The organism is Rhodopirellula sp. J20-39 (assembly GCF_057365095.1).
Map to the genome: position 1 here is coordinate 5787779 of NZ_CP195123.1, position 19582 is coordinate 5807360.

Here is a 19582-nt window from a genome sequence, read left to right on the forward strand (position 1 = left end):
CGGTCAGCAGCCCAGCGCAACCATGGCCTGTCGAGCAAAAACCAACCTTAGGAAAAGCCAAATGGGGTAGCTCTTCTTGACGCAACTCGATGCGTACCACGTCTTGGGTGAGCCGTCCATGCTCACGATGCCAGGGAGTACCATATGTCCCCCAGGGCCAATCGCATGTGATTCGGCGTTGTTTGTTTGCGATCCGAAACGAACTATCCCAAACGAACTACACAATGCGTTCGGGACCGGTCGGCTCGCGTCTTCCCACTGGGAAAAACGGAGTCCCAGCTTCGATTGACGACCGGTCTTGCATCGGCCCCTGACCTGAACGGTCACTAACGGAAAACCTTCCTGAGCGGTGGGCGAAGCAGCCAACTGGATTACGCAAAAGATCCAACACTCATTCCATTCTCGATGCGCACCAATACTTGTGCCAGAACGTTGCGACGCCCCCCCCCCGCAGTCCATTCGGCAACCAAACCACGTGCGATCGCGGACCAATCCGCTAGCGTTTTCTCGCTCAGTTGCTCGCTACAGGCAGTTGCTTGTTACAGGCGTCTGACCTAGCGATACCTTTCGCGACAGTGACGATGGAATGTCCGTTGCAGATTACCGGATTGTTTCCAATTTTCCGATCTCGCCAAAATTTCAAAAGGCGAAATTCGCAGCGATCGAAGACGAACGCAATCGAATCGCTCCTATCAGCCTCGATAGAAATCAATCCAGTTGACCTTGATTGACTTTGGGTTGTCTTCAAGAAGCTGCTTCGGCAACGTTATCTCGAAGTAGCCAGTTTTCAGCGGATTGGCGGAAACGGGCCTACCGTCACTACCTATCCTGCGAATCTTCATCCAATACGGGCTGCGTGGATTCAATAGCGCATCTTCCTCATTTGCTTTCCACTGCCGGACCTGCATCTTCTCGGCAAAGCCGGAAACGGCGGCTACGAGCATTACTTTTCCATTCGCAACTTGAAAGTTTTCTAAACCCTTCAAGTGCAAGTTCAACACCACGCTATCCGGCCATTGCTGGCTCGTGCGTTTGATGATCGCGTCGCTGATGCCGAACGGACTATGGATCGAGACGATCGTCATGCTGTCTCTTACAGACACTTCGATCTTATCGCTGTCTCGCTTCGTTGCGATCGAGAACTCGGGTGTAACCAATTCGGAAGCCGTACCGCTTGTCAAAAAAACGAGCGAAATCAAAGCGACTTGCAGAACTGTGATCGCCTGCTTCATGGCGGCTACCTTTGTTTTTGAAACATCATTGCCTGATGCACCGCGTTTGAGCCAGCACACCGAACAAACACGCTGTCGCAAAAACCGGCTCACTTCAATCATCTGATTACCTACCACTTTCTGCCCTTCTTGCTACTTGATCTCAAAGACGTGCGATTCCGTAGCCGGATCACCATCTAGCGATATCCCTGACGGAGCATAGAGCCATTTCGGCTCGCCATTCTCAACGAGAATCTGCGGACGTTCGCATTTCCAAATTCCTGGGCCGTAAATCGTTTTCGCGTTGGGGTAGTCCAACTTTTGAATGTAGTGATCCAGTGGGTAATACGCCTGGGTAGGCGATCCGAACTTCAGCCCATCATCCGATACCCAGTGCAACCCGCCACCTTTTTGCAAGATACCGTGGTTGTCAGTGGTTACGAAATGCACTTTCTGGTCCGCCCCTAAGAAAACATAGCCGTCTTCCACACTGGCTTTGTTATTAGTGACCGGATCCTTCTGTATCACGTAGGGACCTTCCAATTGCTCCGCGATGGCGAGCCCCATCTTCGCTGCGCCACCCGACTTTTTTTGAGCCTTGAAGTAAAGAAAGAAACGACCATCCGGCATTTGCAACATCGCCGGATTGTTAACCCCAACGCCGGATCCAAACGTCCAATTCTCACCGTCCACAACCGACGGCGAGAGTATGGGTTTGTCACGCCGATGCCACGGGCCGGACAACGACGATGAAGTGGCCAACCCAATTCGTTGCGTGCTGTTCACCCTGGGGTTCGTTCGAGCGATGTAGACCAGCGCGTAGGTATCACCGAACTTCTTGATCAGCGGATTATGGGGAGCGAACTTTTCCCAATTACCTTCTTTGTGCGTCCCTGCTAACGCGACTTCCTGGAACTCAAACGGTCCCGTTGGTGATGGCCCTGAAAAGTGGGCAATCTCGGAATGGGATCTCCAGCCCGGATTCACTTTCAACGAACTCGGCCATCGTGCGACAAACAAGTGGTAAACGCCTTGATCGTCTTTCAACGGGCTAGCCCCCCAAGTCGTCATGGCCGGATCGTTGACCGCCACGCCTCGATACACAAGCCGATCTGCGAGCAGTGAATCCTCGGCCGAGGCGAGAACAATGGAACCCGTGCTAATGCAGAGAGAAACAACGAAGCAGATCATTCGAGCGGTCACTGGATAAATCTCGAGTCGGCGAAAACGGTTGCAATATTGAAAGCGTTAAAGCCCCTATGACGAACCCTATGGCAATAGCGTTGACGACAAGTACGAAAGGCGAGGCAAATAGGTGGCAGCTAGCAGCCTACTCAATCCGACGCCAATTAACGAGGATCGTGACACAAAACAGGTGGACACCGACAAGCGAACTTCCCACAACGTTCCTACCGAAAGAGGCGAACAGCAATCTGCGATTCAGTGTTCGGTTTAATCGCTCCACCAATCAATCTGTGTCATTAGGTACGCGATGGTTCGACTGACACTCAACCCTCTTCGTGATTCTCACAACGAACGAATCTTGGCGTGAGTCGAGACGTCCCTCACCTGATGTCAGTCTTTGACAGAGACGTTACTTGCCCCGAGATGCTGGTGATAGACACGAGCGACATCGGCCATGTAATGAGTTTGGCTGGTGCTAGCGGCTTTTTCCATGAACGCCGTGGCGATCGCGGGGTCACCTTCGGCATCCGCGATCAAGCCGATGTAGAGATCACCGTAGAACCTAGCGGACTCGTACGCGGGTGAATCTTCAAGACGATCTACAGCTTCCTCAATTGATTTGAAATCGCCCCCTGAAAGCCGAGCCAGGATTTGAGCCATCGGTGGCCGACGGTCATCTGGCGCGGGCAGCAGGATCTTCCTGGCTTGGTCAACGCTGGTCGCCTTCGCAACACAGAGATAATGCCACGCTGCGTTTTCAACGTCGTTCGGATTTACCTTGCGATGCTTTTCGAACAAAGCCTGTGCATCGTCGAAACGCCCCACGAAGAACAACGCAATTCCATACTGCCAAAGATAAGGTTCCGTTGCGGGCGTTCGCTTCAAACCCTCTTCAAAGCTTTTTACCGCGCCCTTGCACCGACCAGCGCGAAGCTGAGTGTCACCGAGGCCGAACCAGTGCTGAGCAGAAGTCTCGACGACGGCCTCGCCCCCATCCTCCTGACTGGATTGGGCCTGAGTAGCGTCCTCGCTAACCGCGGCAGGTGGGACTTCACTGCAACCAGCTTCCAAGCAACAGGACGCAACGAAAATAGCGAGAGCAACCGAAAACAACCGCATGCATAGATTCCGCGAAAAAGTAAATTCGAAAACCGTAGCATAGCACGACTCGCTCACTGGCAGCCCGCGTACTTCTCATGCAAACGCACTGATACCTACCGACAAACCTAGTGGAGGAGAAGGCGGACAATATCACGCGGAGGCGCAAAGCCGCGAAGCTTAGGATTTGGCGGAATTTTCAATTCGCGGCTTGGCGACTTTGCGTGAGACCACGACGGAAGCAACTACGCCTTCGCCTCGACTTTAGGCTCAAATAAAACAGGAGCAGCAATAAAAAGCAGGGCAAATGAAGCACGACCGTCAGTGTCACCAGGGGGCTAGAACCCCTCCTTAACTCCTAAACCAATCTCACCATTTCAATCAGCCGCAGTATTTCGGCGTTGCCTTCTACAAAATCCGGCAAACCCCAAACCTGCTAATGCTAGAATCGATGAAGGTTCAGGAACCGCGCTCGCTGAGTACGTACCAATTGGAAATGGACTATCTGCGTTTGCATTCGCAGTCTCGCCAACAAGAGCATTGGTACCAGAAAGCATCCAGTTCGAAATCGTGAAAGTTGAACCGTCGGGACCAGTGCCGCTTTTTCGATAGACCCAACCATCCAAATATTCCCAAGGCTGCCCTGTGCCATCGGTACCAATGTCGCCAAAGACGTCGATAACAACGCCATTCTCAAAGAGCTCGATTGCATCGTCACCATTTATGTTTGCAGTCGAACCTGTAGCCGAAGGTGCGAAGCCAAAAAAATTGGTAAAGCCAGTAAGTTCGCTGGCTACGTAGAGGAAATCACCAGCTGAGGCGGGGCCAGTGGAAAACGTGAACTCCTCGCCATCAGTGCCTCCGCCATTGTTCGCCGAGCCAAAACCGTATATGGAAAGATCAGTAATGTCTGTTGTCGCATAGAACTCGACCGCCTTCGGAACGCCTCCGGAAAGTGGACCGTCAATCACACCCGTGATCACAAGTGCGCCATTAGCCGAGCCCGGCAACAACATGGCAACGGCAAATATTCCGCAAAGAAGATGTTTCATCGTCAGGGGTCCTGTTCGATCGATAACTATCTGGTTGGCATCAATGGTAGGTTCTTTCATGTCACTATCTAGCCCTCTGAGTGACAAAACGAGTTCTCTCCATGAAAACTTAACGAACGCCCCTCCCGTCGAGCCAATTGACAACCCCCGCGAAAAATGAAGCGGTATCGGTTGCATCGAAGTGCTGTGCCTTTGGCGAATTTGAGTTCGCCAAGCAGATGGATACCAGCGATATAAATTCGAGTTGTATTCAGCGTGGACACGAAAAATCGATGCGTGCAAACTTGTTACGCGCATCGATTTTGGTCGTCTTCCGGTGCCTGAGAACCTACGGGGTACTGGCAATACTCAGTAGGCACCTGATGTTTCTTCGGCGGGGGCCTCGTAGTTCAACTCCGCCTCCGACATCCCACCGTTTTCCATGACAGGACCTTCGATAAGTTGCGGTTCGTTACTGTCGCCGCAACCGACCAAACTAGAGAGAGGCATTGCTAACAAAGCCAAGACTGCAAAGCGAACTAACATCATTTCAATTCCATTTAGATAGAAGAGGTGAAACACCGGATGCCGCGACAGACATCCGGTGATAGAGCAACGAAACAACTTCCGCTAGAAACTCTCGTCGATGACTTCCTTAGCTGCACGCGACCCCAGTGCTCCCCAAAGTCCGTAGGGGCTTTCAGCACCGGGTTGGTTGCTAAGAAAAATTCCGTCTGCACTGGAATTCCCAGCTTCGATTGAATCGGTCACAAACTTGACCGCACCATCAGCCATTAGGATGTGACATCCACCTTGGTGACGACTACTGGCCGTAGCAGTTGATTCCCCATCGTGGTTGTAAGCGTTGCATAGCTCACGGTTCGGGGGCAGAATCGTCATCATCCCAGTCATCGTTGGCGAGCCAACGGCCCAACGATAGCCACGACCAAACTGAGGTCGTTCCGCCATACCATTGGTTGGTGAACTCGTGCCAGAATACGCTCGCGATCCTTCCCAAAACTGAGGACGCTCCGCATCGACATATCCAAGGTCGGTACATGCGTCCGGCTCACGCAGTGGACCGGTCGTCTTGCTATTGTGGCTGCCGGTTCGCATCGGAATGGTTCGCTTGTCCAGGTCACCCAGATCGGTAGCGATTTCGCCGCCCATGATCGTGTTAGCAAGACCGTCGAGAATGTCGCGGAACTTGCTGCTTTGTCGGGGAACGAACACGCCACGACAACCTGCACGAGTGTACTGAGCTCGCCCTTCAGGAGTTTGCCACAGCTTGGTACCCGTCGACACTTCATCCAACCATCCCGACGAACTGTAAGAACCTACGCCGGTCGACGAGTAGCTAATTCCATCGCCCAAACATGCGGCATAGTTTGTACGCCCATAGGAGGGCTCACCTTGGCCAGGATCACTTGGGCAGCGAAACGAAGGCACTTGAGTTCGCCACGGAACATATCGTGATTCGTGAGGTGATGGTCCCATTGAGTTCCAAGGACTGGTTGGCATCGGGCTAACCACCTTCGAACCGTTCCAGTAGGTATCGTTCGGGTTTGCGATCTGTTCCCACAAAGCTTGCTGTTCGATGAATGGAAGCAAACCAACCAGCATACTTAGTGAGCTCGCGTTAGCGGCTTGAGCACCGTTGCCGCCAGAATACCACTGCCCATTGGTTGGCGAGCGAGTCCCACCCATGTGCATTGGCAATTGCTTGTAGGCGGAATGGTAGTTGTGCAGTCCCAAGCCAATCTGCTTGAAGTTATTGCTGCAACTCATTCGCCGCGCTGCTTCCCGTGCGGCTTGAACAGCCGGCAGAAGCAAACCGACCAACACGCCGATGATTGCGATGACCACGAGCAACTCCACGAGTGTGAAGCCGCGGCCTCGTTTGATTGATGACCTTGACATAAAAGATACCCCAACTGGCTTAGAGAAGAAGAAGCGACCGCTGTGAGCCTACAAAGGAAACACAACCGGTGTTAACAATCATACATTATCGGCAACTGCGTTCAAACCGTTCAATTTGCCACCTTGAGCGTCTAAGCCAGCGATCATCCTTTGTGGCTACGAAAAACGAAGCGACCACCCCGATCGCTACCCCGACAATGCAACGCTTTGTCCACCAATGCCCCGATTCAGCCTGATTCAACTAGAACAAATCATTCGCTCGACTAGCGATGAATTCGATTGAGGGTCAAGACAACGTGTCGTCGTCGCCAGTACAGGAACTTGAAAACGTCCAGAGAATGGCGAAGCCGATAAGTGAGGCGGTGGCAACGGACGGCAAATAACTCGCGAAAGCCAAAGTTGAGATTATCTTCCACAACCGGAATGACCGGCAGATCTGTTGTTCGGCTCACCGTTTACAAGACCCCTCTCGATAACACGCCTTATCGCGCACTCGCACCGTCCGAAGAATCGTCACGTTTTGCTTTTTCGGTAATGGGCGTAGAAGCAGCGTCGCAAGGAAGCCTTACTCAATTATCAAAAACTCGGGGCAGAGTGATGGATCGAATCAAAAGCAGCGGCATTAGAGTCTTTGCCACTCATTTAGTCGTACTCGCTTTCGGCATATCCGCATCGGCTCAAGAGGGATCGATCGCTGGCGGCTATTGCGATACCCCCGATTGCGTTGACACGTATTGCGACATAGCTCCGCATGTTCAAGATTGTTGCAACCAACCTAAATGCGGTGGCTATTTTGCCGACTTCCAATTCTTGCGTCTGACCGCACATGCTTCCGAAGGAGACACCTATTCAGACTTTGGTGTTCCCGGAGCAGACAATGGCTTCCGCTTCAATGTTGGATACGAAACGAGCGAAGGACTCGGTGCAAGGTTTCGGTACTTCGATTACGACTCCGTGCAGAGTTTCCCAGATGGGCTTGGCGGACTAAAAGCCGACTACTTCGACTTCGAAATCACTGACCGATTTCGCCTAAGTAAGTTTCAAGGCATCCTATCAGCCGGCTATCGGCACGGGAGTTTGGTGGAAGTTTACGAGAGTGATCTCTATGCCGACTTCGAAGGCGATGGCATCACACTCGGCGTGACACTGCAGCGAGATATCGGACGCAAGTTTAGCCTCTTCGGCTGGACGCAATACTCAATGCTATTCGGCGACGACCCAGCAGCAGAGAGCGATGGGTTGATATTGGGCTGGACGGAAGTCCAACTAGGTGGGCAATTCCAAACCGATATCAGTGGTTGCAATACGTTCTTCCGTGGCGGAGTCGAAGCTCAACAACACGAAGGCGTTGTGGACGACGACTCCGAAGACACGGGTCTATTCGGTTGGTTCCTGACATGTGGCGTCACGTTCTAACGCCAACCAAAGTCCGACAAAAAGTCACGGTCGGTGCATCAATTGGCACTGCTTCATCGAGCCTTGGAGTACTGCCTTAGCTAGCTAGGCTATCGCGAGCGAATCGTTCACAACGCAGCTTGATTATCACGCAGCCTATTTATCACGCAGCGAAGCTATCGTTGTGGTATCCACTCGTGGGACGGCTGCTTCCGAAACCCAGTCAGATGCATCGTGAGATCGGGCTTGATTTCCAGCAGTGAGTAACCGTTGCTGTCTGGCCCCGATCCCTCAACCATCGCGACGAGCGTGCAATAGTGGATACCGCCGATGTCCTGCAACTCATTTTTATGGCTATGCCCTTGAAACACAGCCATGACTCGGCCCGACGCTTCGAAAATCGCTCGCACTTCAGCACAGTTCTTCACACTGTGGTTGTGAGTGACGTCCAAACGTTGATGGGCGAATACGATGACTGGCTTGTCCGCCCCCCCAAGATCAGCCTTCAACCACTCAAGTTCATACGCAGGAATGTTGGCATCAGTCCAATTAAAATTCTTCCGCCCGTACGGCTCCCCATCGCTTCGGAAACAAGCATCCAGAACGACGAAGTGGACCCCACCTCGGTCGAAAGAGTAATACGACTCTTCTTGGCCGACGCTGCCGAGAAACTCGCTCTTCGTCAACGTGTCGACACAGTGATTCCCTAGCACATAGTGCCGATCGTCACAGATCGCAGAGAAGGCCTTATCGATCGTCTTCAAGTATCGCTGCTCCACCTCGACAGAGTCGGCAGCATCGATCAAATCCCCCATTTCGACCAAAAAAGTTGGGACGTCCTTTTCAAACTGTTTTGCAGCTTCCTCAAGCTTGGCTAGCGATTCCCGATAATGACGTGTGCTAGCGGGAGGCTTATCGGCATAGTGCAAATCCGTGACCAACCCTACACGCAGTGGCGTTAGAATTCCTTCGCTCGATGAACCTCCTTCGCCCCATGAACAAGGCGCAGCCAAAGCACCTGCAGCCAGCACGACTGTCCCATTCTTGAGAAATTGCCGTCGTTCGATGCCAGCGAGGTTGGTCTGATTCATGATTCAATCTTTTGGGACTCCTACATGGCACCGACCCGATTGGTGCGCATAACGTAGCGAAATATCAGTGTCATCAGGAAGCGATAAAACGCCACCGGCCATTAATCTATTGGCTTCTCAGCTAAGCGGCCTATTCTTGTACCTAGGCTTCACCAGCCGCCTTAGCCGATTTAACCAAGGCTGCTAGCTGATCAATCATTTCTTTGCGAAGCGGTTTTAAAAGGTAGTCCCGAACGGCTGGATACTTCATGGCCGCCTCGCGGTCGCGTTCTTGGTCAGAACTCGTCAGCATGACGATCACTGGAATATCACGATGCTCTAACTTGCTGTATTCAGCAAGAAATTCATGCCCATTCATTCGCGGCATGTTGATGTCCAGCAGAATCAAGTCCGGCAATGGATCCGCCTCCTTCAGCAGTTCCAATGCTTCGACTCCATCACTGGCCGTCAGCAACGTCAACAGAGAACCGCTGCGTTTAAACACTCGCTCGCAAAGATACTGATCAACTTCGTCATCATCGATCAACAAAACGGTATTCAATTTTCCATTACCCCTTCACGCACCGGAAACGAAATTACAAAACGCGATCCGTTATCGCAGGGGTGGTAGCTCACATCCCCTTGAAGAGCAGTTGCGTTTTGCTTGACTAAGTACAGCCCCAATCCACTACCAAAGGATACCTTCGGATGGAAACGCTGGAACATTAAAAATATTTTGGGTCGACATTCCGCGGCAATTCCCAATCCGTTATCAGTGACCGAAATAACGCAAATACCGTTTTCGACCGTCGCCGTTATTTCGACAAATGGACGATCCACAACGGGATCACGGTACTTGATCGCATTGGAAACGAGAGCTTCGATTGACTGCTTAACAAACAACCGTTTAGCCCAAATTGGTTCACAATCTGCCGCTTCAATGCTGATTGTAATGTCGCCATACCCTGGCATGCGTCTTAAAGCCGCCAGCGACTCGTCAATCACTTCTTTTAGCCGAAAACTCTCTTTATCGACATCCATCATCCGAAGCTTAGCTAATTGCACAATATCATCGGATGTGACCGACACGCGATTCAGTGCATCATGAATGTGACTCAGCGACCTCTTCGCCTCACCAACATCATTTTCGTTCAACGCATCGGTTGCGAGTTCCGCGATTCCGATCGAAGATAGAATGGGAGCCCGCAAATCATGCGAAATGCGATAGGCGAACTCCACTAACTCTTCGTTGGCGGACCTCAATGCTGTGACGCTTCGAATCACGGCCCCCACCATCGGCCGAAAAATAAAAACTGCTTCGCCAGCCAGCGTCCCCAGACCTACCAGCAAAAAAGCAAATTCAAACCACCAAAATCGTCGGAGTTTGGATTCCGCTTCTATCTCATACTGTTGAACGACACGATCCAGTTTCCCAAGCAGACCACCGGAGATGGTTCGTTGGCTAATTGCGTCAGCCAACAACCCGGCTTCCGCAAACGACTCAGTAGAATGCGCCAGCATGTCCAATCGAGTGGCATCGGCCAAATAGGCCTCCACGAGTGGCGCCACTCCATCGTCGCCAAAGTACAATTTCTGTAGCTGAGCACTCATTTGCCCCTTGGAATTCGCTTTCCCATCCGCCACGCCGATTAACCAGTCTTGGCTCTTTCGCATCAATTCGACTGAACCTTGCAGGTCATCCCGAATCGCATCTCTGTTCTGATCAATCTTTGGATCCAAGAGCTTCGATGCCAATAGAGCGATACGCTGGGACAACATTCGCTGTCGGCCACTAACGTTAATCAGTCTCGCATCGTCTTGGTTTTTCCCAAGCTGGTAGGACAACGTTAGAAACGCCAACAGCAGCATACTGGCAACGATTAGCAAAGCGACCGCATAACTGGCAGTCAGGCCGCGGCGTGTAATCGTCGCTTCGTCGATTGGCGACATGAGATTTCCTGTTTAATGATGGCGCCGGCCGGACACCGATGTCGTCATGCGGATGGACGTAACAGGGAGTAAAAGATAACAGTCGATCCAGGATGGTCCATCGGTGGAGCCTGAGCGTCGGCTCAAACACGAACTCGCTCAGAATTACCAGCTGACATGCCGCAAAGCACTCACATTTGCCTGACGCGGCTTCTCCTCGCAAAAATCGGCCAAGCCCGGGTACAGCATTGAGAACGATTCAGCGAGGAAAGCCACCCCCTGCACGAGGATTCCAACTTTCACGCGTCCATGGAAATCCAGCAATGCGACCATGGTATATTACCGAATTCGCAATAACAAATGTGTTCGCCGACCAGTCAGCTTTCCCCACTGTTACCACTACAACATGTCCGATCGAAGATCATTTCTCAAAGTCAGTTTGGCTGCTTCTGCGGCGACTGCCGCGTTCTCTCAATCTGTTTCAACCACCAACGCTGCGGACGGCGGTGACCCCAATACAGACGGCCTGATTGGACATGGTGACTTTCGTTATCGCGTCCACAAGGACTGGGCAACGATCGATCCTTCCAACACTTATATCGACAACTGTCATGAGATGGTGCAGGACTCCAAGGGGCGATTGGTGATGATAGGAGACGACCCGCGAAACAATATCCTCATCTTTGACAAATCAGGCAAAGTCCTTGATAGCTGGGGCACCTATTGGCCCGGCGGTCATGGATTGACCCTAGTCGACGAAGGTGGCGAAGACATGCTTTACGTCAGCGAAAGTGGCTGGGCACGCAGTCTGAAAGACGGCGAAACGATGGTCCGCCAAACCGGATACGTCGCTAAGATGACAATCGATGGGAAAATGCTGTTCACCATCAGCCATCCGATGACGGTCGGAGCCTATACGCCAGAGATGCTGTTTCAACCTACCGAGACGGCCGTTGCACCGAACGGTGATATCTACGTCGCCGATGGTTACGGATCGGATTACATCTTGCGGTATGACCAAAATGGAAAGTTCATCCAGAAGTTTGGTGGCCGCAACAATGAAGACCCAAACTACAACTTGGCCAATGCTCATGGCATCGCTTTGGATAGTCGAGATCCAGCCAACCCAAGGCTGATTGTAACCAGTCGTGGACAGCGAGCTTTTAAGTACTTCACGCTGGACGGCTCTTGGATCAAAACGGTGCACCTAGCCAACCTGCAGATATGTCGCCCCGTGATTCACGGAGACCATGTCTATGCTGGCGTTTGCTGGAGCCATCGATTCGGCGAAGTCAACGTACCGAAACCCTGGCTCTACCAATCTGGCTTCACCATGGTGATGGACCAGGACGACCGAGTGATTTCGTGCCCTGGTGGCGAGCAACCGATCTACAAGGACGGGGTTCTGCAAACCGTCCAACAAGACAAAGCCAAGACCTTTTACCACGGGCACGATGTCTGCATTGACGAAGACGAAAACGTCTACGTGTGCCAGTGGAACGGCGAACGCACCGCTCCGGTGAAACTCGAGCGGGTTTAGACTCGGAAGATTCGCAGCCCTTTAACGCCGGACATTGAACAGATGCTGAATCGGATTCCCGTCGCTTTCGCATGTTTGACCTGCCTCGCTGGCTGGGCCTCCGCCAATGATCGCCCCCACATCGTTCTAGTGATGGCAGACGATCATGGCTACGGCGACTCCGGATTCACCGGACACCCCTTCGTGCAAACACCGAATCTTGATGCGATGGCGGACGGTGGTGTTGTCTTCAATCGATTTTATGCCAGTGCTCCCGTGTGCTCTCCAACACGTGCGAGTTTCATGACCGGACGCCATCCGTTTCGCACGAATGTGCCAAATCATGGTCACTACATGCGACCTCATGAACAAACGATCGCCGAGGCGGTTAGAGACTCCGGCTACGTCACCGGTCATTTTGGAAAATGGCACATCGGTTCCATACAACCCAAAAGCCCCACAAACCCGGGCGGAGCGGGATTTGATGAGTGGGTTTCAGGACTCAACTTTTTCGACAACGATCCTTACCTGGCGCACAACGGCGAATTTGAACAGATCCAAGGCAAAGGAACGGTGATCTGTATGGACGCAACCATCGCGTTCTTGCAGAAACACGTACACGGCGACAAACCGATGTTCTCTGTGACCTGGCTTCCATCGCCTCACGACCCACACCAAGAGATCCCCGATGATATCGCTGGTTCTGCCACGCTTTATGACGACCAGCAAACATCAAAGCCCGGCTACTTCCGGGAGATCACACTGCTTGACCAACAGATAGGACGACTAACGGAATGCCTACGTGAACTGAAAATCCAAGACAACACCTTCTTCTTGTACTGCAGCGACAATGGTGGATTAGTTGCTGAGTCTTCAGGGGGACGCAATAAAAAGGGTAGCGTTTACGAAGGTGGGCTTCGCGTCCCCGCAGTGTTGCGTTGGCCAGCAAGGTTTGAACCTAGGGAAATCAACACCCCAGCATTTATCTCTGACTTGTATCCAACACTCTTGTCGATCTCGGGTGCAACTGTAGCCCAACAGCCCGTTCTCGACGGAGTTGACCTAACTGATATGATGCAGGGCATGGTGAACTCTCGCCCGCCGATGGGATTTTGGCACGACTTCGAAAGCGGAGAGGCGACCTGGAACGACCGCACCATCAAAGCAATGATAGACGCGAAGCGAAATGGGGAGCCTAATCCTTACCCCCAACGACGTTTAAAAAATGTGAATGAATTTGTTGCTCTGGACCCCGATGACTTGCATGGGCATGCCGCATGGAACGCTTGGCCCTGGAAACTTCATCGCATCGACAAGAATAATCAGGTTAAACTGGAACTTTATCATCTCGGCGACGACCCAATGGAGACCAACGACCTAAGTGAACAATACCCTGGTCGGGCTTTCACAATGAAGACTTCCCTTGAAGCCTGGCAACGCTCCGTTCTTCGCAGTTGGTCCGGGGACGATTATCCAGTGAAGTAGCAGTTCAAACGCACCGCTGTGCAGGACAACCGATACGCCACGTAGTCCGAAGCGAGACGAAGGCGGTAGCCTCCTTGCCGAACGGTCATTCCAGAAGTTGGCCGTTCACTTTCGCCTGAATCGTCGAGGGGACCGGATGCATGATCGATTGGTGAATGAAACAACTGTTTTTGCCAACTTCAATCATCTTTTGAATCACCGATTCGGGTTCGTCGGATTCAATATCAAGATGAGTAATTACTTCCACGCCGCGACCAGCGAGCGTTCCTTGAATGACAGAACCTTCCATCGCGAATCGGGTTTCTTGCGTCAACTTCATGCTGCTGATGCTCAGCTTCTTGATCTTCGCATAACGAGAAAGCTGAGTTAGCAGACAAAACGCGATACTCGCACTGTAATACGCCAGCGGTGGCGGCGCGGAGTCATCACCGTCTAAATACGGGCCCTCGTCGCAAATAATCTCGAATGTACTGCCCTTGGGCTGTTCGACCCGAACCGTTGCCCGTTTACGCATATTGCCCAGGGATTCAGCCTCCAATCGCAACAAGACTTCCCGCTTTTGGACGGGCTGCAGACTGGAACCGTGCTCAACAGCCCCGGATACTTCTTCGACCTTGCGAACGATGGGTGTGGGCAATTCGTGCGACGCCATGAACTCGCTTCCAATTCAATTCGAGGAACGATCAATCTATTTCATTGCAACTATTACGCAAACGTAGTATTCTTTCAAGTAGAATTCTAAACGACACGATCCATACAGAAGCCGAACGCAATGACCTTCGAAGAATCCATCCCGATGCGTCTGCGGCGAGCCTATTTAACAATCCATCGGGTTGCACAAACGCACTTTTCACAATTCGGCGTAACGGCCGATCAATTCGTGATGCTGTCACTGCTCGCCGAAGAAGATGGAATAACGCAGTCGCAACTTGGTAGCCGCATGTCTTCGGACGGTAACACAGTGACAGCGATGCTTAAGCTGCTGGAACAACGCAAATACATCCGTCGCGTGCGTTGTAAGACAGATGGTCGCGCACGTCGAGTGCATCTCACCCCCTCGGGAAGACGACTTTCGACCAAACTTAGCCGCAGCACAGAAGCACTCCGCTCGTCGATCGAAAACGCGATAACACCCGCCCGACGCCAAACGCTTCATACGTCGCTAAATCGGATCGTGGATGCGGTTGCCCCTCAAACCGTTGACATCTCGGATTCCAGCGAAGACTAACCAAAACTGTTACGTGATCCGCAAGGACATGTTTCTCAATACATTCGACAGCAACAGCCAGCTTGTTGGTGACCAAGACCACTCCATCTCCCTGAACGAGGAAGAATTGACATGAGAAACTTTTCAATTGCGTTGCTGATTTGCATGTTCGCCTTGAGCAACACGACTTCTTTGCTTGGAAACGAACCTGCCCCTGATTGGTTCGATGGCGAGTCTCGAACATTCATCGTCAACGGCTATTCCACATCATTTCACTGGCCAGCGATGCTACAGAGAAAACTCGACCGATATTTCGATGGCAAACGAGTGATCGAAGTGAAGTCAGCGACTCAAGGATCGACGCCTATCGCGAAGTGGATGAATGTCCAAACGGGCCAGCCGCTGCAACCGTGGACGTCGAAACTACGTCCAATGCTTCAAGACCAAACACAACCAACGATCGTGCTGGCACAACAATCACTACAATGGGCCTTTGGCGATCGAGCGGAAGGCATTCGCGACGAGAACGACATCGTCCACATCCGACAAGGCATCAACGTCATCAAGGCGTATACGGATAGATTGAAAGCCGACGGAGCGGATGCGGTTGTAATCGCGACGCATATATACAAGCATGCAATGGAACCCGAGATCGGCAATGAGCGACTGGCGTTGTCCGCCTTCATCCAGTCCAAACCCGACGCAGTGTTCGAAGGACCAGATGTCTGGACGCCCACCAGCAAGATCTGGCCGCAGGCATTTCAGACTGACAAGGTTCATCCCAACGGCATGGGAGCCGAAGTGATGGCACATTATTGGTTCGTAAATTTGCTGACGCTATGCGGGAAGGACGTCCCGCTGTGGAGCGAAACTGAAATGAAACAAGCGATCAAAACGCCGCCCACCATTACATCATCGCGTGGAAGATCACGTGGCAACGAAGGTAGAAACTTGGCGGCGCGAGCACGCCGCCACGACGCCAACAATGACGGCAAGATCACTCAAGCTGAGTTCCGTGGCCCGACGCAAATGTTCGGTCGCCTCGATAAAAACAACGACGGCGTCATCGACAACCAAGAATTAGGCGGAACGAGTCGATAACGCCAATACACGTTTCACAGCAAACCGCCAGCGGCCTGAAACAAGCCAGCACCTCAATAGCCAAAGATTTGAGATGCATTGATTTTGGTTATTGCATCGGTTCTTTTTGATCAAGATCGTCAAGCCTAAACCGCGTGGTCACGACAGAGTGTTTGTCTTTGCCTGGCCGATATTTGATGTAAGTGGTGGCGACGAAAGTGTCATCGGGAAGTAACTCTAAACCGGAATAGCCACAATCCCAGCCTGCATGACTGTGCAACAACTTGATCCGGTATTGTCCCTGCCGGTTTGACACAATGTCCTGGTACGTGCCAACCCAGGCGACGAAATGACCAAAGGTCTTCGATGCTTTCGCGGTATCTCGCATCACCATCACTAGGCGTCCATCGGATGCGTAACGCATTTTAGGTCGGTGCCCTGTTAACGCGGCTGGGAGTGGCTGAACCTCGCTCCAGTTCTTCCCCTCGTCGTCGCTTACGGAAAACAGCGAGTGGGCGTTTTCATTACGAAGCACCATCAAAAGCTGCTTCCCATTGGGCGACCTGATGACCGCAGGTTGGGCCCAGCGCGACTCAGTACGAACGACCGGACGTTCCGGAGACCAAGTTAACCCGCCGTCGAACGATTCGGCTTCCCAAACATAAGGATTTGCATGCGGTTGATTGGCTGCAAAGGGACCACGACGGTCGCACCACATGACCAACCGCTTCCCATTGTCGAACGACATAATCGTTTTGGGTGCGCACTCGGCCGTCAATCCAGTGTCTTTCATCGGAGTCCACGTCACACCACCGTCTTCGGAATACGCTTGTCGAAGTCGCCCTGGAAAGTCCTGACCACCGAACACGAAGACACGCCCCATACCCTCTGGATCAACCAAATAGTGAATCGTAGGCGTCGTATGAGTCACGTCCTTCCAGTTCTCAGGAACGTCCAACAGCCCCGTCCAAGTCTTACCACCATCATCGCTCCGTGCGAGCGGACCAAGATGCCCAGCATGGTCGATAGACCATACACAGAACATCGTCTTACCGTCAGGAAGCAAGACGGTGCACGGGTGACCTTGATATATTTGCGGCGTGCCCTGAGCAACGATCGAATGGCGTGACGACTCGCCCGAAATATCAATCGTTGGAATCGAGATTCTTTCAGTTGGCTGACCATGATCGCCGACTTCGTTTCCTTCAGCCGAATCAAGATTCAAACCAATTATCGAAACGGCGATCAGAAACACGCAACGTTTTGCGTGCAACTTGATGATTGTCATTTGCTTCATTTTCACTGTGGGGAGGGAATTTCAGTGCAGGCGGGAACTTCTTAAACAATTGTACCCGACTGGTATCATCAGAGTCGTAGCACCTGCGGTGAATACAATTGCCCCGATTCGAAACATTCCACCATCTCGCCGACTGAAGTTGCACCATGGCTGCGGGAGATCGACTCGACGTCAATCTTGCTCCCACTGCACATGAACTTGTTCGCCCTAGCAGGCAGCGCAACCACCCATTAGACGAGCTAAAGGCGCCCGCAGATTAAAATGTTACTTTGCCTCCAACATGACCGATTTTGACTTCTCAAAGATTGAGCATCACCTTGTCGCAAGTGCTCAACAACAGATAAGTTGTCATGGGCGGATCGGTACTGGACGGCATTCAATTGGTAACTGCCGCAAGACAACACCACATACAACCGGAAGTCGCATCGTGAAAATCGTTCGCATCAGTGTTTACCAAGTAGACCTGCCTTTACTTGAAGGCAGATACAGTTGGTCGGAAGGCAAAAGCGTCGACGTCTTCGACTCCACCGTGGTCAAAGTTGAAACGGATGCCGGTATCACTGGTTATGGTGAGGTTTGCCCCCTCGGACCGGTATACCTTCCTGCTTACGCACGAGGCGTTCGAGCCGGTGTCGAAGAATTGGCTCCGGCGTTGATCGGTGATGACCCACGGTTGCTGTTGGTTATCAATGACAAGATGGATCGCGAATTGAAGGGCCATCCCTATGTGAAGTCAGCCATCGACATGGCTTGTTGGGACATTCTCGGAAAGTTGGCTGAACTTCCCGTATGCGAGCTGATGGGTGGTCGTTACGAAGAAGACGTCATTCTTTACCGAGCTATCTCTCAACGCCCCGCTGAGGAAATGGCCACGAATGTTGCTGACTACCGAGCGGAAGGATACCGTCGTTTCCAACTGAAGGTAGGCGGAAACCCGGATGAGGATATTGCTCGCATTCGTGCTGTGGCCGAAGTGCTTCAACCAGGTGACAAGTTGGTTGCCGACGCGAATACGGGCTGGAAAATGCACGAAGCAATGCGAGTCGTCAATGCTGTGAAAGACATTGATGTCTACATCGAACAGCCCTGTCCCTCGTACAAGGAATGCCTCAGCATCCGACGAAACACAACGTTGCCTTTCGTACTGGACGAGGTCATTGATTCCACCGCCGCGATTCTGCAAGGTGCTGCGGACGGGGCAATGGATGTTGTGAACATTAAAATTAGTAAGTTCGGTGGCCTGACGAGAGCGAAGCAAGCAAGAGACCTGTGCGTTTCACTGGGCATCGCAATGACACTGGAAGACAGCTGGGGCGGTGATATTGTGACTGCCGCTATCTCCCACTTGTCTCAAGGCACTCCACGAGAATTCCAATTCACGTCGACTGATTTTAACAGTTACGTGACGACTTCGATCGCGGATGGTGCACCACAGCGTGTCAACGGACGAATGTCAGCCTCTACGCAACCTGGGCTGGGAATCGAACCCAAACAAGACGTGCTTGGCGATCCGGTCTGGTCGAGCGACAAATCAGCTTCGTAACAAGTCACGGAGCCCACATAGCCATCCGATAGCGAGGTCGCCCTCGTTAGCTCGACGGATATGCTGGCCCGACGCAAACGCTGGCCCGTCGGATATACCGGCAATCGATAACGTCCCAACCCTCACGAGGCTGCATCGGTAATGTTGCATACCTAATGGAGCGAATATCGTAGAGCAGGCGCCATGTCAAAAGAGACTAGGTGCGACAGCGGATTCGCACCGACGCAACGACCATCGCATATGCGGTTTGGCTAAACCTCATACCATGTCACCTGCCACTCTAATGCATTTGCGACCAATAATACGATAGCCCCGAGTAGCGGGTTCGTTGACCACACGCAACTTTTTGTGGCCAACCATCCTGCCATAACAACCTGGGACTGCTTAATGAAACGCCCCTACATCCGATGAACTTGGTCAAGCGTTGCATTCAGCATTACATACACTTCTAGAAGATATGCTGGCGATATAGAAGTGTATTTTCATATCAACCTATCTCTATCACGGGTCTAGCTTGAAAAGTGCAACTTGTCGCAGGCATTTGATGCAACGTTAAATCAGCGACAGACTAGGCTCATAGCAAGACCAATCTTTCGATCACTCAACGTGTAA

The 19582-nt window shown here is 52.1% G+C and carries 17 protein-coding genes; 6 read left to right on the forward strand and 11 right to left on the reverse strand.

Features of this window, described 5'->3' with window-relative positions; translation table 11 throughout:
• Positions 1–692: 692 nt before the first annotated feature.
• From ACR3ZL_RS21080 to ACR3ZL_RS21105, 6 genes are all read right to left on the reverse strand, one after another.
• Entirely contained in the window at positions 693–1334 is a 642-nt protein-coding gene (locus ACR3ZL_RS21080) for a hypothetical protein (RefSeq protein WP_473651124.1), read from the reverse strand.
• Positions 1335–1364: 30 nt separating this feature from the next.
• Positions 1365–2402 (reverse strand): glycoside hydrolase family protein, encoded by a 1038-nt coding sequence (locus ACR3ZL_RS21085; protein ID WP_473651123.1) that lies wholly within the window; start codon positions 2400–2402, stop codon positions 1365–1367.
• Positions 2403–2786: 384 nt separating this feature from the next.
• Entirely contained in the window at positions 2787–3515 is a 729-nt protein-coding gene (locus ACR3ZL_RS21090) for a tetratricopeptide repeat protein (RefSeq protein WP_473651122.1), read from the reverse strand.
• A gap of 356 nt (positions 3516–3871) precedes the next feature.
• Complete coding sequence (locus ACR3ZL_RS21095) at positions 3872–4606, reverse strand: PEP-CTERM sorting domain-containing protein (protein WP_473651121.1); 735 nt, start codon at positions 4604–4606, stop codon at positions 3872–3874.
• A 288-nt stretch (positions 4607–4894) separates the two neighbouring features.
• Positions 4895–5074 carry a hypothetical protein gene (locus tag ACR3ZL_RS21100; RefSeq protein WP_473651120.1) on the reverse strand — a complete coding sequence of 60 codons (180 nt, stop codon included), beginning with the start codon at positions 5072–5074 and terminating at the stop codon, positions 4895–4897.
• Between the two features lie 81 nt (positions 5075–5155).
• On the reverse strand, positions 5156–6445 hold the full coding sequence (locus ACR3ZL_RS21105) for a DUF1559 family PulG-like putative transporter (protein WP_473651119.1): 1290 nt from the start codon (positions 6443–6445) through the stop codon (positions 5156–5158).
• Positions 6446–7042: 597 nt separating this feature from the next.
• On the opposite strand from ACR3ZL_RS21105, the gene ACR3ZL_RS21110 reads away from it, so the two are divergent.
• Positions 7043–7861 (forward strand): hypothetical protein, encoded by an 819-nt coding sequence (locus ACR3ZL_RS21110; RefSeq protein WP_473651118.1) that lies wholly within the window; start codon positions 7043–7045, stop codon positions 7859–7861.
• Positions 7862–8016: 155 nt separating this feature from the next.
• Here ACR3ZL_RS21110 and ACR3ZL_RS21115 read toward each other — a convergent pair whose 3' ends face one another.
• The 3 genes from ACR3ZL_RS21115 to ACR3ZL_RS21125 form a co-directional block, all read right to left on the reverse strand.
• A complete protein-coding gene (locus ACR3ZL_RS21115; protein ID WP_473651117.1) occupies positions 8017–8931 on the reverse strand; it encodes a metallophosphoesterase in 915 nt (304 codons plus the stop codon).
• Between the two features lie 142 nt (positions 8932–9073).
• The gene (locus ACR3ZL_RS21120) at positions 9074–9472 is read right to left on the reverse strand and encodes a response regulator (RefSeq protein ID WP_473651116.1); all 399 of its coding nucleotides are present in this window, start codon (positions 9470–9472) and stop codon (positions 9074–9076) included.
• The gene (locus ACR3ZL_RS21125) at positions 9469–10860 is read right to left on the reverse strand and encodes an ATP-binding protein (protein WP_473651115.1); all 1392 of its coding nucleotides are present in this window, start codon (positions 10858–10860) and stop codon (positions 9469–9471) included. Before ACR3ZL_RS21125 ends, ACR3ZL_RS21120 begins: the two co-directional genes overlap by 4 nt.
• Before the next feature lie 385 nt (positions 10861–11245).
• On the opposite strand from ACR3ZL_RS21125, the gene ACR3ZL_RS21130 reads away from it, so the two are divergent.
• A complete protein-coding gene (locus tag ACR3ZL_RS21130) occupies positions 11246–12379 on the forward strand; it encodes an NHL repeat-containing protein (RefSeq protein ID WP_473651114.1) in 1134 nt (377 codons plus the stop codon).
• Positions 12380–12421: 42 nt separating this feature from the next.
• Positions 12422–13843 carry a sulfatase-like hydrolase/transferase gene (locus tag ACR3ZL_RS21135; RefSeq protein ID WP_486172941.1) on the forward strand — a complete coding sequence of 474 codons (1422 nt, stop codon included), beginning with the start codon at positions 12422–12424 and terminating at the stop codon, positions 13841–13843.
• Between the two features lie 85 nt (positions 13844–13928).
• On the opposite strand, the gene ACR3ZL_RS21140 is transcribed toward ACR3ZL_RS21135, so the two are convergent.
• The gene (locus tag ACR3ZL_RS21140; protein WP_473651111.1) at positions 13929–14495 is read right to left on the reverse strand and encodes an OsmC-related (seleno)protein; all 567 of its coding nucleotides are present in this window, start codon (positions 14493–14495) and stop codon (positions 13929–13931) included.
• Positions 14496–14615: 120 nt separating this feature from the next.
• Between ACR3ZL_RS21140 and ACR3ZL_RS21145 the strand changes: the two genes are divergently transcribed.
• Together ACR3ZL_RS21145 and ACR3ZL_RS21150 are read left to right on the forward strand one after the other, a co-directional pair.
• Positions 14616–15071 carry a MarR family winged helix-turn-helix transcriptional regulator gene (locus ACR3ZL_RS21145; RefSeq protein ID WP_473651110.1) on the forward strand — a complete coding sequence of 152 codons (456 nt, stop codon included), beginning with the start codon at positions 14616–14618 and terminating at the stop codon, positions 15069–15071.
• A gap of 111 nt (positions 15072–15182) precedes the next feature.
• Entirely contained in the window at positions 15183–16151 is a 969-nt protein-coding gene (locus tag ACR3ZL_RS21150; RefSeq protein WP_473651109.1) for a hypothetical protein, read from the forward strand.
• Between the two features lie 88 nt (positions 16152–16239).
• On the opposite strand, the gene ACR3ZL_RS21155 is transcribed toward ACR3ZL_RS21150, so the two are convergent.
• Entirely contained in the window at positions 16240–17427 is a 1188-nt protein-coding gene (locus ACR3ZL_RS21155; RefSeq protein ID WP_473651108.1) for a sialidase family protein, read from the reverse strand.
• Between the two features lie 427 nt (positions 17428–17854).
• On the opposite strand from ACR3ZL_RS21155, the gene ACR3ZL_RS21160 reads away from it, so the two are divergent.
• Positions 17855–18970, forward strand: a complete 1116-nt coding sequence (locus tag ACR3ZL_RS21160; RefSeq protein ID WP_473651107.1) for a cis-3-hydroxy-L-proline dehydratase — start codon at positions 17855–17857, stop codon at positions 18968–18970.
• Positions 18971–19582: the final 612 nt, after the last annotated feature.